Origin of the sequence: Bacillus cereus group sp. BfR-BA-01522, assembly GCF_022662635.1 — a bacterium.
Classification (GTDB): Bacteria; Bacillota; Bacilli; order Bacillales; family Bacillaceae_G; genus Bacillus_A; species Bacillus_A cytotoxicus.
Map to the genome: position 1 here is coordinate 44306 of NZ_JAKUDY010000018.1, position 14175 is coordinate 58480.

The following is a 14175-nucleotide window of genomic DNA, read 5'->3' on the forward strand; positions in this document are numbered from 1 at the left end:
ACTTATCCTCTTTTCCATCTTGTACCTTGAGCGGTATCTTCTAAAATAATATTGCGTTCTTTTAAGTCATCACGGATTTTATCAGCTAATGCAAAATCACGATTTTTACGAGCTTCAATACGCTTTTGAATGAGCGCTTCAATTTCTTTATCAAGTAATTCTTCTTTCGTAAACACTAATCCTAAAATACTAAACAACATTTCAAGTTGGTTGATATACGCTTCAATAACAACTTTTGACGTATGCTCTTCTAATAAATATTGATTTGCATGGTTTGCTAAGTTATACAACTCTGTTATTGCATTTGCTGTATTAAAGTCATCATCCATTGCCGCCTCAAATGCAGATTGGAATTCCTTCATTTCAGCTAACCATTTCTCATTATGATCTGTTAAATCCGTACTGCTTTCTATACGATGCTTTAAGTTTCGATAAGTCGTTTTAATTCTTTCTAATCCATTATTTGTACTTTGTAATAGCTCTTCACTAAAGTTAATTGGATGACGATAATGTACAGATAGCATAAAGAATCGAATTAATTGCGGATCATATTGCTTAATAATATCGTGAACAAGAATAAAATTCCCTAATGATTTAGACATTTTCTCATTGTTAATATTAATATAACCATTATGCATCCAGTAGCGTGCAAATGGTTTTCCAGTTAAAGCTTCTGATTGCGCAATTTCATTTTCATGATGCGGGAATGATAAATCTTGCCCACCAGCATGAATATCAATTGAATCTCCTAAATATTTTCTTGCCATTGCAGAGCATTCAATATGCCAACCCGGGCGTCCTTTTCCCCAAGGGCTTTCCCAGAAGATTTCTCCTTCTTTCGCTGCCTTCCATAAAGCAAAATCGAGTGGGTCTTGTTTCTTTTCCCCCACTTCAATACGTGCGCCATGACGTAAATCTTCAATTGCTTGATGCGATAACTTACCGTATCCTTCAAACTCTTTTGTTCTGTAATATACATCGCCCTCAGATTCATATGCATACCCTTTATTCACAAGCTCTTGAATAAACTCAATAATGATATCCATATTTTCTGTTACTCGTGGATGAACCGTTGCATGTTTGCAACCAAGTGCCGTTACATCCTCGAAGTACGCTTCGATAAAACGCTCTGCAATTGTTGGGACATCTTCTCCAAGTTCATTTGCAGCCTTAATTAATTTATCATCGACATCAGTAAAGTTGGAAACATATTGGACATCATATCCTTTATGTTCTAAGTAACGACGCACTGTATCAAATACCATAGGCGGTCTTGCGTTCCCAATATGAATATAGTTGTATACTGTAGGTCCGCATACATACATCTTTACTTTCTTTTCTTCTAAAGGAATAAATTCTTCCTTCTGACGTGTTAATGTATTATAAATGTGAATAGTCATTGTTATCCTTCCTTTCTACTTTCAATGCAAGCTGCTTCTTTAATGCTTCTATCTCTGCTTCCATTACTTTTAATTTATCAAAAATTGGATCTGGTAAGTCTGAATGATTTAGCTCCTGCCCAATCTTCACTCCATTTTGAATAACGACGCGTCCCGGTATACCTACAACTGTAGAATGTGCAGGAACTTCTTTTAATACGACAGACCCTGCTCCAATTTTAGAGTTTTCCCCAATCGTAATAGATCCAAGTACTTTTGCCCCTGTTGAAATGAGTACATTGTCCTTGATAGTTGGATGCCTTTTTCCTTTTTCCTTTCCAGTACCCCCAAGTGTAACACCTTGATAAATCGTTACATTATCTCCAATTTCACATGTTTCCCCAATTACTACACCCATACCATGATCAATAAAAAAACGGCGACCAATTGTTGCTCCTGGGTGAATTTCAATACCAGTAAAAAAACGACTAACTTGTGAAATGAGGCGTGCAATAAAGAAAAACTTTTTTTTATAAAAAGCATGTGCAATTCGATGTGCCCAAACTGCATGCAATCCAGAATAAGTTAAAATGACTTCGAAATAACTTCTTGCCGCTGGATCCTGTTCAAAAACGACTTCAATATCTTCTCGAAGCCTCTTAAACATCAATGTCCCCTCCCCTTTACAGGTTACTTTTTTTAATGAATGATTTTTTCTCCTTTAGCCCCTCTTTACTCAAACGTATAAATTGGAAATATATACAACCCAATCCTTTACTACTCAGTGTCTTAGGAACAGCTACCGTTCCTTCGTTTTTAAAGTAAGGTAAGCCTCTTAAGCCATAAATGATGGAATAAAAAAGGCGTCTCTGTCACATTGACAGAGACGCCTTTTTAGCGCGGTTCCACTCTGTTTAGGCCAAAAAAGCCTCAAACTCATTCTTAATAACGGCTGATACCGCTTCTGCTTACTTTTCGTCTTTCGGGCGTTTTCCGAAATCATTCGTTGTTGGGCAGAAGACTCAAAGGTGCATTTCAAAAAACCGCTTATAAACCACTTCCAGCCAAAGGTGGTTCTCTCTGTAAAAAGCCTGTTTTTCTACTTCTCCTTCTCGTCGCTTTTCCTTATTCACTTTTGAGTATTCTTATTATATTTCGAAATTCGTTAAATGTTAACTAACCAATTACTTTTTGAATACGTTTTAAGACTTTCTCTTTTCCAAGAAGCGCAATCGCATTTGGAAGCTCTGGACCATGTGTTTGCCCAGTTGTTGCAACACGAATTGGCATAAATAAGTTTTTACCCTTATGTCCTGTTTCCTTTTGAACAGCTTTAATTGCTTTCTTAATTGTAGCTGGTTCTACTTCCTCTAGAGCCTCTAATTCTACTGCAAACGCACGAAGCACTTCAGGTACTTGTTCTCCTTTTAATACTTCTTTTCCTTCTTCTTCAAAGTCTACATGATCTTTGAAGAACATTTCAGAAAGCTCCACAATTTCAGCCCCATAGCTCATTTGTTCATGATATAAAGCAATTACGTCCCGAACCCAAGCTGCTTCTTGCTCACTTAAATCTTCACTTACACGACCAGCTTTCACTAAATGCGGTAAGCTTAATGCAACAACAGTATCTAAATCTTGTTTTTTCATATATTGGTTATTCATCCATTTTAATTTTTGGGAATCGAATAACGCAGGTGATTTTGATAAACGAGCTGCATCAAACATCTTAATAAACTCATCTTTTGAGAAGATTTCCTCTTCTCCTACTGGTGACCAACCTAGTAATGCAATGAAATTAAAAATTGCTTCTGGAAGATATCCAAGTGCTTCATATTGTTCAATAAATTGAATAATAGATTCATCTCGTTTACTTAATTTTTTACGACTTTCATTTACGATGAGTGTCATATGACCAAACTGAGGAGTATCCCAGCCAAATGCTTCATAAATCATCATTTGTTTTGGCGTATTCGAAATATGATCATCTCCACGAAGAACATGTGTAATTTCCATTAAATGATCATCTACCGCTACCGCAAAGTTATATGTTGGAATACCATCTTTTTTCACGATAACAAAGTCACCGAAGTCGTTAGAATGGAATGTCACATCACCTTTTACAATATCATTAAATTTGTACTCACGGTTATCTGGTACACGGAACCGAATACTTGGAACACGGCCTTCCGCCTCAAATTGCGCAATTTGTTCCTCTGTTAAATTGCGGTGATTACCTGCGTAACGAGGTGTCTCACCACGAGCGATTTGCCCTTCACGTTCTGCTTCTAATTCTTCCTCAGTCATATAGCATTTATAAGCTAAACCACGCTCTAGTAAATCTTCATATAACTCTTTATAAATATCTAAACGCTCTGTTTGACGATATGGTCCATATTTACCACCAACGTCAACACCTTCATCCCAGTCCATACCGAGCCATTTCAAATATTTTAATTGGCTTTCTTCACCGCCAGCAACGTTACGTTTCACATCAGTATCTTCAATGCGAATAATAAACTTACCATCTTGATGACGAGCAAATAAATAATTAAATAATGCCGTACGCGCATTTCCGATATGTAAGTGTCCTGTTGGACTTGGCGCATAGCGCACTCTCACTTGCTTTTCCATAATTGGTACACCTTCCATTCTTAATGTCAACACATTCTATAATTGTACACCAAAAAAATCTGATTATCCATCTTGCAAACAAAAAACCATTATTTTTTCTGTAATAATACAACCGCTTGAGAAGCAATTCCTTCTTCCCTACCTGTAAATCCCAACTTTTCTGTCGTTGTCGCTTTTACATTAATATTATCAATCGATGTTTCTAAAAGCTCACTAATACGTTTCCGCATACTTTCAATATGTGGCGCCATCTTTGGTTTCTGAGCAATAATTGTACAATCTAAATTCCCTAATTCATATCCTTGTTCACGTACAAACTCCCAAACCTTTTGTAATAACACTGCCGAATCCGCATCTTTAAAAGCCGGGTCTGTGTCTGGAAAATGTTTTCCGATATCTCCAGCAGCAATCGCTCCTAAACAAGCATCCGCAATTGTATGTAAAAGCACATCTGCATCTGAATGACCTAATAAACCTTTCTCATATGGAATCGTAATCCCTCCGATAATTAACGGTCTTCCTTCTGCAAATTCATGCACATCAAAACCTTGTCCAATTCGAAACATTCTATACATCCTCCTCAAGCTAAACTACTAAATTTTATGATTCTATCTTATATCGCTATGTGTATAAAGAAAAGCCCGGTACGAACCGAGCTTTTCAACCATACTACCGCTATCTTCTCTGAACGTGCAAAAAGCTTTCAGCAATTAATAAATCTTCTGGTGTTGTCACCTTAATATTATAATAGCTACCTTCTACTACGCCGACTTCCTTTCCGATACGCTCTACGAGACTTGCATCATCCGTACCAAGAAAACCACTTTGCTTCGCGCTTTGATGAGCCTCTAATAAAAGTGCAACAGAAAAGCCTTGCGGTGTTTGAACCGCTCTAAGTTGAGAACGTTCAACTGTCTCAAAAACTGCATCATTTACTACTTTCTTTATCGTATCCTTCACTGGTACAGCGCAAATGGAAGCACCCTTCTCTTTTGCCACAATTAATACTTCATGAATCATCTTATTCGTTACAAAAGGGCGGGCACCATCATGAACAAGAACATATTCAGTTTCTTTCACATACTGAAGTGCATGATACACACTATCTTGTCTTTCGGCTCCACCTTGAATAAACTGCACATTCTTTCGAATACCGTACTTTTGTATTAATGCCTCAAAATCAGAACGCTCTTGTTCGTTAATTGCCATAATAATTTTTTCACATGCTTCGTCTTTCTCAAAAGCACGTAATGTATGAACGATAATAGGCACTTCATTAATAAGCAAAAACAATTTGTTTTTACCAGCGCCCATTCGTTTCCCTTGACCTGCTGCTGGAATAATTAATGTATACATATTACGAATCCTCTGCTTATAATGCTTTTTCTAATAATTTACGCTTTGCAAAAATCATACGACCAGCCGATGTTTGCAGTACACTTGTAACAAGTACTTCTAATTGGGAGCCAACGTACTCCTTGCCGTCTTCTACTACAATCATGGTGCCATCATCTAAATATGCAACACCTTGATTTTGCTCTTTTCCATCTTTCACAACATAAACATTTAACTCTTCTCCAGGGAGAACAACCGGTTTAATTGCATTTGCTAAATCATTAATATTTAAAACCGTTACCCCCTGTAATTCAGAAACCTTATTTAAATTGAAGTCATTCGTTACAACCGTTCCACCAGTTAACTTCGCCAATTTCACAAGTTTGCTATCTACCTCTTGAATATCTTCAAAATCACCCTCGTAAATCTCTACTGGAATCGGCATTTCTTTTTGAATACGATTTAAAATATCTAGCCCTCTGCGGCCTCGATTACGCTTTAATGCGTCAGAAGAATCAGCAATATGTTGTAACTCTTCTAATACAAACTGTGGGATTACAATTGTTCCCTCTAAAAATTTTGTTTGACAAATATCCGCAATACGTCCATCAATAATTACACTCGTATCAAGAATTTTCCAGTTCAGAGAAGATTCCTCTCCCCCTACTTCGTTCTCTTCATTTTCGCTATTCGTATTTTTCTTCTTACCGCTACGCTGTGGCAATGTAAATAACCCTAGCAACTCATTTCGTTTTTTGAACCCTACCTGGAAGCCTAAATAACCAAGTAAAAGAGTAAAGAAAACCTGTAACACGGTACTGATGACTTGAATTGTAATTTCACGAATTGGGATTAAAATTAAATATGCAACGATAAGACCAGAGATTAAACCTAGCGTACCAAATAAAACATCTGTCACAGGCGCCTTTACAAGCGCTTCTTCAATATGTTTAATAAGCTGAACAATATAATCTACAAGCCAAAATGTTGTTAAAAATAAAATGATTGCACCAATAATTGCACGAACATATGAACCTTCAAGTAAAGGAACTGCACCAATCTCTAACACATTCATTACTTTTGGGATTAAAAAAATCCCTAAAGCTCCCCCGATTACTAAAAAGAAGAGCTGTACGATCCGTTTCAACATTCAACCACCTCCTACTCATTATTAACCATTGTTTTGTGAATCAAAACGCCGAATGTAAAAGCGGACGTGCTTTTTTCATAAATCGTTTTATTTACCAATATATCATATCATATATTAAAAATGTTCTCGCCTTGTTATATTGTATATTCAATGTAATATTCTTAGTTGTGTCTACTCATATAAAGATGTTCTTGGATTCGTTTTAAACCTTCTCGTATTTTTTTCGCTCGAACTTCCCCAATTCCTTCCACATCATCGAGTTCATCAATCGATGCTCGACAGACACCTTGCAATGTTTTAAAACGATTGATCAAATTTTCAATAATGAGAGGTGGCACTCTCGATATTTTACTTGTAATGCGATATCCCCTTGGTGTGACACTTTCCTCCAAGCTTGTTTGTCCTGGGTAACCGAGCAATTTGACTAAGTCACTATCTTCTAAAAGCTGTGCATTTGCAAGATCTTGTAGTTTTTTCAATATTTGATAATGATCTTGCGTTTTTTCTTGATAGTAATCTTTTATTAATAAAGCGGCCTCCGCCTCTAAATCCGCCAGTAACTCCGTTAATTGTAAACGAATGAGCCTGCCTTCTGTTCCTAATTCATGAATATAGCTCAAAATCTCATTCTTAATACGAAGTACCATCTCAACACTATGTAAAACGTGAACTACCTCAGATAACGTAACAACCTCTTCAAATTCTAGAATACCCAAATTCGTAATACCGTCATTCCAGACTGCTTTATATTTTTCTAAAGTTTGAATCGCTTGATTCGCCTTAGTTAAAATAACACCTATATCTTTTAATGTATAACGTAAATTCCCTTGATATAACGTAATTACATTACGTCTTTGTGAAATCGCTATAACAAGACTACCTGTTTGTTTTGCTACACGCTCCGCCGTACGGTGACGCATTCCTGTTTCAATAGAGTCAATAGCTGATTCAGGAACTAATTGAGCATTTGCAATTAAGATTTTGCTTCCTGTTTCATTTAAAATGAGTGCACCGTCCATTTTTGCTAATTCGTATAAACTAGCAGGAGAAAATCCACAATTAATATGGAACCCTCCATCCACAATACTTTTTATTTGTTCATTGTACCCAAGAACAATTAATCCACCAGTCTGTGCACGAAGTACATTATCTATCCCTTCACGTAGCGGTGTACCTGGTGCAACAAGCTGTAAAATATTAAGCATACTTTTCACACGTTGCTTGTTTTCTTCCATAGCCTAGCCTCCTAATGTCAATCGCAGCGCCTCGCCTAAATTGGAAACACCAACCACTTCAATCCCCTCAGGAATTGTCCATCCACCTAAATTTTTCCGCGGGATAATTGCACGTTGAAATCCTAATTTAGCAGCTTCTTGTACACGTTGTTCAATTCTTGATACTCTTCTTATTTCTCCAGTTAATCCTACTTCTCCTATTACCGCATCAGTCGGTGCCGTAGATTTATCTCGAAAACTTGAAGCAATGCTTATTGCAACCGCTAAGTCAATCGCTGGTTCATCTAACTTCAAACCTCCAGCCACTTTCAAATACGCATCTTGATTTTGCAACAATAATCCGGCTCTCTTTTCCAACACTGCCATAATAAGAGATACACGATTATGATCAATTCCTGTGGCCATTCTTCGAGGATTTCCAAAACTAGTAGGAGAGATTAATGCTTGTATTTCTACTAAAACAGGTCTTGTTCCTTCCATTGAGGCAACAACTGTAGACCCTGCAACTCCGACCGGTCTTTCTTCTAGGAAAATTTCAGAAGGATTCAATACTTCTGCAAGACCCAGCTCTTTCATTTCAAAAATACCCATTTCATTTGTAGAACCAAATCGGTTTTTTACTGCTCGCAAAATACGATATGTATGATGACGATCTCCTTCAAAATAAAGAACCGCATCTACCATATGTTCTAGCATACGTGGCCCTGCAATCGCACCTTCTTTTGTCACATGCCCAACAATAAAAATGGGGATTCCTTTCGTTTTCGCAAGTTTCATCAGTTCCGCCGTACATTCACGTACTTGTGCCACACTTCCAGGTGCTGAAGTAACTTCCGGTAGATAAATGGTTTGAATAGAATCAATTACAACAAAAGAGGGATTCATTTCTTCAATATGAGTTGCAATGCGCTGTAAATCTGTTTCTGAAACAACGAACAGATTCCGGCCATTTACATGTAAACGATCTGCACGAAGCTTGATTTGTTTTGCGGATTCTTCTCCTGATATATACAGAACATCATAAGCAGAATTTGCTAATTGTGATGATATTTGCAACAGTAAAGTCGATTTCCCAATTCCAGGATCTCCTCCGATAAGAACAAGGGAACCATCAACAATACCTCCACCTAATACACGATTAAATTCTTGAAATTGTGTCTCAATACGCGCTTCTGATTTTGTTTCTACTTCTATAAGCCTTCTTGGTTTTGTTACCTCTGTTTGAATCGCATTTGCATAATTAAGGCGTCTAGATGATACAACTTGTTCTATCTCTTCAACAAGTGTATTCCATTGTCCACAACCAGGGCATCTTCCCATATATTTCGGTGATTGATAACCGCATTCTTGACATATGAATTTCGTTTTCTTCTTAGCCATATTCTTCTATACTTCACTTCACTTTCATAAACATATAGCTCGTATAAGAAAGAGGGCTATCGAATAGCCCCCCTTGTTTTTCTATACTTATTTTACCTTTTCTGCACTGCGAATGACAAATGATTCTCTCTCTTTATCAAAGATAACTTTTTGTCCTTTCTCAATGACTCCTTTTAGAAGTTCTTCTGATAATCGATCTTCCACATGTTTCTGAATTGCTCTGCGAAGTGGACGAGCACCATACTCGCGATCGAACCCTTTATCAGCAATCGCTTCAATTGCAGCGTCCGTTAACTCTAAATAAATCTCTTGTTCTTCTAATCGTTTTACTAGTTGATTTACCATTAGTGTCACAATTTCTTGAATATGTTTTTTCTCAAGCATATGGAACACAATGATTTCATCGATACGGTTCAAGAATTCTGGACGGAATGCTTTTTTCAATTCGTCCATTACTTTTCCTTTCATATCTGCATAGTCACGGCTCTCATCTTGCACGTTAAATCCAAGATGTTTATTGCGTTTTAATGCCTCAGCACCAACGTTAGAAGTCATAATCACAATTGTATTACGGAAATCAACTGTGCGACCTTTAGAGTCTGTCAAACGGCCGTCTTCTAATACTTGTAATAAAATATTAAATACATCTGGATGTGCTTTTTCTACTTCATCTAATAGAACAACAGAATACGGTTTACGACGAACCTTCTCTGTTAATTGACCGCCCTCTTCATATCCTACATATCCTGGAGGAGAACCAACTAAACGAGATGTAGAATGTTTCTCCATATATTCCGACATGTCGATGCGGATCATAGCATCCTCATCACCGAACATAGATTCCGCTAATGCTCGTGCTAATTCTGTTTTCCCAACACCAGTTGGTCCTAAGAAAATAAAGGAACCAATTGGACGTTTTGGATCTTTTAAGCCAGCTCTTGCACGACGTACCGCCTTCGCTACAGCTACAACAGCTTCATCTTGACCGATTACACGATCATGTAAAATGGATTCTAAGTTTAACAATTTATCCGTTTCTGTTTGTGCAAGCTTAGAAACTGGAATACGCGTCCATGTAGAAACAACGTTTGCAATATCCTCTACTGTCACTTCAGAGTTTTCTTTTCCTTGCTGTTCTTTCCACTGACGTTTTGTATCCTCTAATTTTTCACGTAAACGTTGCTCCATATCTCGTAATGAAGCAGCTTTTTCGAATTCTTGACTCTGCACAGCTGCATCTTTTTCTTTACGAATTTCCTCAAGTTTCACTTCTAATTCTTTTAAGTTTGGTGGCGTTGTATAAGAACGTAAACGTACTTTAGAAGCCGCCTCATCAATTAAATCGATTGCTTTATCCGGTAAGAAGCGATCTGTAATATAGCGATCTGAAAGCTTTACCGCTGCCTCGATTGCATCATCTGTAATAGATACACGGTGATGCGCTTCATATCGATCACGCAACCCTTTCAAAATTTGAATAGATTCTTCCAAGCTTGGTTCATCCACTTGAATTGGTTGGAAGCGCCGCTCTAACGCTGCGTCTTTTTCAATATATTTTCGATACTCATCTAAAGTTGTCGCACCAATACATTGTAGTTCGCCACGCGCTAGCGAAGGTTTTAAAATATTCGATGCATCAATTGCCCCTTCTGCACCGCCTGCACCAATTAATGTATGAAGTTCGTCAATAAATAAAATAATGTTACCTGCCTGACGAATCTCATCCATTACTTTTTTTAAACGATCCTCAAACTCACCACGATATTTTGTACCAGCTACAACTGTTCCCATATCTAATGTCATAACACGTTTATCTCGTAATGTTTCCGGAACTTCGTTATTTACAATTTGTTGCGCTAAGCCTTCTGCGATTGCAGTCTTACCTACACCTGGCTCCCCAATTAGCACCGGGTTATTTTTTGTTCTACGGCTTAACACCTCAATAACCCGTTGAATTTCCTTACTGCGCCCAATAACAGGATCTAATCTACTTTCACGTGCAATTACTGTTAAATCACGTGCTAAGCTATCCAAAGTTGGTGTATTGGCATTTGTCGATGAAGCACCTTGATGACCTGAAGCTGCTTCATTGCTTCCAAGAAGTTGTAACACTTGTTGTCTCGCCTTATTTAAACTTACACCTAAGTTATTTAAAACACGCGCTGCAACGCCTTCTCCTTCACGAATTAATCCTAGTAAGATATGCTCCGTTCCAACATAAGAATGACCTAATTTACGTGCTTCATCCATGGATAATTCAATGACCTTTTTCGCACGCGGAGTATAATGAACAGTCTGAGATACTTCTGTACCACGACCAATTAATGCCTCTACTTCTTTTTGTATCTTCTCTGGGCTTAAGCCAAGAGCAATTAATGCTTTCGCTGCAATACCTTCACCTTCACGTACTAGCCCAAGTAAAATATGCTCTGTTCCAATATTATTATGACCAATACGGATTGCTTCCTCTTGAGATAAAGCTAATACTTTCTGCGCTCGTTCTGTAAATCTTCCAAACATCATAGAAATCGCCTCCTACTATGCTTCATTTTCTTCAATGCGTAATCTTTCACGGATTAAAGCTGCCCTTCGATAATCTCTTTCTTCTGGTCCCAGTTGTCCACCTGCATATTGCTGGAGAATACCTGGTTGGGTAAGCACCATTAGCTCCGTCAAAATATTTCTTGATACATCTTTTATATAACCTAAATCAATGCCAAGTCTTACATCAGATAAACAAGTAGCAGCTTCTGCAGATTGGATTAAGCGACTATGAGCGAGTATACCGTAAGAACGATACACTTTATCCTCAAGCTCAATACTTGAATTTTTCACAATTAATTCTCGCGCTGCCTTTTCCTGTTGAATTAATTGATGAATCACACTTGTTAAATCTGCAATAATATCTTCCTCAGATTTCCCTAGCGTCATCTGATTGGAAACTTGAAATATATTCCCTAAGGCTTCGCTACCTTCCCCATATATTCCTCTTACAACTAAACCTAATTGCTGAATTGCCTGTATAATACGATTGATTCGTTTTGTTAAAACAAGTGCAGGTAAATGGATCATGACTGAAGCCCTTAATCCAGTTCCTACATTTGTAGGGCAACTTGTAACATAACCAAGTTCTTCATCAAATGCATATTCAACCACTTCTTCAAATGCATTATCTATTTTGTTTGCACTTTGAAGCGCCTCGGATAATTGCAATCCTGGGAATAAGCATTGAATGCGCACATGATCTTCTTCATTTAGCATGACACTTATATGCTCACTCTCAGATAATATACAAGCTCCAAATTCTGTCTCGGCAAGATTTGGACTAATTAAATGCTTTTCTACTAAGACTCTCCGCTGAAGGGGAGTTAATTCGTTCATTTTTAATAACTCAAAGCTGCCAAAATCTCTCATCGTTTTATTCACTAACTTTTGCTGAAATAACTCTGTAATCTGATTAGCTTCTTCAGCTGTTTGCATAATTGGAAAATGATAATTTTTTAAATTACGAGCTAAACGAATACGAGTGCTTAAAACGATGTCAGAATCTGGTCCATCTCCCTTCATCCAAGGGCTTATTGCTTCATTCATAATACGATCGAGTGACATAGAACTACTCCCCCTCTCTATGTTCACTTATTTGTTTTTCGAGATTTCGAATTTGATCACGAATTTGTGCGGCCTGTTCAAACTCTTCTCTTTGTACATGCTGCTTTAAAGTTAGTTTTAGTTCATCTAATTCTTTTTTCAAGTGGATATTTCCTCCTATACGCTTTGGAACTTTTCCACTATGATTTGTATGGCCACCATGCAATCGTTTTAACATAGGTTTTATTTGATCTTTAAATGTCTCATAACAAGAAGAACATCCAAGACGTCCAACTTTTGCAAATTGCTCATATGTCATTTTACACTCTGGACATCTCAATACTTTTGTACTTGAAAAAGTATTTTCCTTTTGTCCAAATGTTGCTGGCCCACCATTCAATAACCCTGCTAACAAGTCTTGAAAGGAAAAACTGGGTTGTGATGATTGAAAGAAAGACGTATAGCCACTTTGTCCTGCACATTGCTCACAAAGATGAACTTCCGTCTTTTCCCCATTTACTACTTTTGTATAATGCAAGGTTGCTGGTCTCATATTACAGTTTTGACAAGTCATCTTTATCCCCACCTTTACAACAGGAAAAACCAAAGCCCATAATACTATTTATATTATGGGATTCCTTTTTCACTTAGTCGATTCTGGCAAATTATATGTTGTTTATAAAACCGAACTATCTTACTTCCAAAAACATTTCCTAACAAAAGTCATATTTATTTATATTTCAGTGTCTTTAACATTGCGCATAATATCCGTGCTCGAAGTTGATCTCGAGACGGTGCATCCATTAATAATACAGAGCGATCCAATACACTTAACATCAATTTTGCTTCTCTTTTTGTTATAATACCTTCTTCTATTAAGCGTATAATCATACCTTCTGCATTACTTTGTGCAATACTATGCTCAATCATATGAAGCATTTGATCGATAATGTCTATATCATCATGCAGTTTGACTTTGATAATACGAATGTAACCGCCACCGCCCCTTTTGCTTTCCACTATAAATCCTCTTTCCAATGTGAAGCGGGTATTAATGACATAATTGATTTGAGATGGAACACAATCAAAGCGATCTGCGATCTCACTTCTCTTAATTTCAATTACATTGTTATTGCTTAAGTCAATAACTTGCTTTAGATATTGCTCAATGATATCAGATATATTTCTCATTTATCCGCCACCTTTATTGACTTTGACTATCTTTGACTTTAATTATATACGTATTAAAAAAATTTGCAACTCTTTTGCTCTTTTACTATCTTATCCATAATCTTCATTGCTTAATCATGTTTGAAACGTTTATAAAAACAAAAAAACACGAATCGATTGATTCGTGTTTAAATTGCTTGGCGACGTCCTACTCTCACAGGGGCAAGGCCCCAACTACCATCGGCGCTAGAGAGCTTAACTTCCGTGTTCGGTATGGGAACGGGTGTGACCTCTCTGCCATCAT

12 protein-coding genes, 1 rRNA gene and 1 other annotated feature are annotated in these 14175 nt (G+C 37.3%); all 13 genes read right to left on the reverse strand.

All coding sequences use genetic code 11. The features are described from left to right. Nucleotides 1–2 precede the first annotated feature (2 nt). Complete coding sequence (cysS, locus tag MR059_RS19140) at nt 3–1400, reverse strand: cysteine--tRNA ligase (protein WP_087094329.1); 1398 nt, start codon at nt 1398–1400, stop codon at nt 3–5. After that, nucleotides 1381–2046 carry a serine O-acetyltransferase gene (cysE, locus tag MR059_RS19145; protein WP_011983227.1) on the reverse strand — a complete coding sequence of 222 codons (666 nt, stop codon included), beginning with the start codon at nt 2044–2046 and terminating at the stop codon, nt 1381–1383. Before cysE ends, cysS begins: the two co-directional genes overlap by 20 nt. A 212-nt stretch (nt 2047–2258) precedes the next feature. Further along, nucleotides 2259–2504, reverse strand: a binding site (T-box leader). Nucleotides 2505–2555: 51 nt separating this feature from the next. After that, on the reverse strand, nt 2556–4013 hold the full coding sequence (gene gltX, locus MR059_RS19150; RefSeq protein ID WP_011983226.1) for a glutamate--tRNA ligase: 1458 nt from the start codon (nt 4011–4013) through the stop codon (nt 2556–2558). 89 nt (nt 4014–4102) lie between these two features. Continuing rightward, the gene (gene ispF, locus MR059_RS19155) at nt 4103–4579 is read right to left on the reverse strand and encodes a 2-C-methyl-D-erythritol 2,4-cyclodiphosphate synthase (protein ID WP_011983225.1); all 477 of its coding nucleotides are present in this window, start codon (nt 4577–4579) and stop codon (nt 4103–4105) included. 109 nt (nt 4580–4688) lie between these two features. Further along, nucleotides 4689–5369: a 2-C-methyl-D-erythritol 4-phosphate cytidylyltransferase gene (gene ispD, locus MR059_RS19160; protein WP_011983224.1), complete on the reverse strand. Its 681-nt coding sequence runs from the start codon at nt 5367–5369 to the stop codon at nt 4689–4691. A gap of 16 nt (nt 5370–5385) precedes the next feature. After that, nucleotides 5386–6498 carry a PIN/TRAM domain-containing protein gene (locus tag MR059_RS19165; RefSeq protein WP_011983223.1) on the reverse strand — a complete coding sequence of 371 codons (1113 nt, stop codon included), beginning with the start codon at nt 6496–6498 and terminating at the stop codon, nt 5386–5388. Between the two features lie 161 nt (nt 6499–6659). Then, nucleotides 6660–7733, reverse strand: coding sequence for a DNA integrity scanning diadenylate cyclase DisA (gene disA / locus MR059_RS19170; RefSeq protein WP_011983222.1), 1074 nt, complete (start codon nt 7731–7733; stop codon nt 6660–6662). Between the two features lie 3 nt (nt 7734–7736). Then, a complete protein-coding gene (gene radA, locus MR059_RS19175) occupies nt 7737–9113 on the reverse strand; it encodes a DNA repair protein RadA (RefSeq protein ID WP_011983221.1) in 1377 nt (458 codons plus the stop codon). An 87-nt stretch (nt 9114–9200) separates the two neighbouring features. Continuing rightward, the gene (gene clpC, locus MR059_RS19180; protein WP_087094328.1) at nt 9201–11636 is read right to left on the reverse strand and encodes an ATP-dependent protease ATP-binding subunit ClpC; all 2436 of its coding nucleotides are present in this window, start codon (nt 11634–11636) and stop codon (nt 9201–9203) included. A 15-nt stretch (nt 11637–11651) separates the two neighbouring features. Beyond that, nucleotides 11652–12722, reverse strand: a complete 1071-nt coding sequence (locus tag MR059_RS19185; RefSeq protein WP_087097525.1) for a protein-arginine kinase McsB — start codon at nt 12720–12722, stop codon at nt 11652–11654. 4 nt (nt 12723–12726) lie between these two features. Then, entirely contained in the window at nt 12727–13275 is a 549-nt protein-coding gene (locus tag MR059_RS19190; protein WP_011983218.1) for a protein-arginine kinase activator protein McsA, read from the reverse strand. 155 nt (nt 13276–13430) lie between these two features. After that, nucleotides 13431–13892, reverse strand: coding sequence for a CtsR family transcriptional regulator (locus MR059_RS19195; RefSeq protein WP_011983217.1), 462 nt, complete (start codon nt 13890–13892; stop codon nt 13431–13433). A gap of 174 nt (nt 13893–14066) precedes the next feature. After that, nucleotides 14067–14175 (reverse strand): 5S ribosomal RNA (rrf, locus tag MR059_RS19200); the annotation flags it as partial.

Coding starts and splice junctions, on each gene's coding strand:
- MR059_RS19195 (WP_011983217.1), bottom strand. CDS start 13,892: ATGAGAAATATATCTGATATCATTGAGCAATATCTAAAGCAAGTTATT.
- cysS (WP_087094329.1), bottom strand. CDS start 1,400: ATGACTATTCACATTTATAATACATTAACACGTCAGAAGGAAGAATTT.
- MR059_RS19165 (WP_011983223.1), bottom strand. CDS start 6,498: ATGTTGAAACGGATCGTACAGCTCTTCTTTTTAGTAATCGGGGGAGCT.
- MR059_RS19185 (WP_087097525.1), bottom strand. CDS start 12,722: ATGTCACTCGATCGTATTATGAATGAAGCAATAAGCCCTTGGATGAAG.
- ispF (WP_011983225.1), bottom strand. CDS start 4,579: ATGTTTCGAATTGGACAAGGTTTTGATGTGCATGAATTTGCAGAAGGA.
- clpC (WP_087094328.1), bottom strand. CDS start 11,636: ATGATGTTTGGAAGATTTACAGAACGAGCGCAGAAAGTATTAGCTTTA.
- cysE (WP_011983227.1), bottom strand. CDS start 2,046: ATGTTTAAGAGGCTTCGAGAAGATATTGAAGTCGTTTTTGAACAGGAT.
- MR059_RS19190 (WP_011983218.1), bottom strand. CDS start 13,275: ATGACTTGTCAAAACTGTAATATGAGACCAGCAACCTTGCATTATACA.
- radA (WP_011983221.1), bottom strand. CDS start 9,113: ATGGCTAAGAAGAAAACGAAATTCATATGTCAAGAATGCGGTTATCAA.
- disA (WP_011983222.1), bottom strand. CDS start 7,733: ATGGAAGAAAACAAGCAACGTGTGAAAAGTATGCTTAATATTTTACAG.
- ispD (WP_011983224.1), bottom strand. CDS start 5,369: ATGTATACATTAATTATTCCAGCAGCAGGTCAAGGGAAACGAATGGGC.
- gltX (WP_011983226.1), bottom strand. CDS start 4,013: ATGGAAAAGCAAGTGAGAGTGCGCTATGCGCCAAGTCCAACAGGACAC.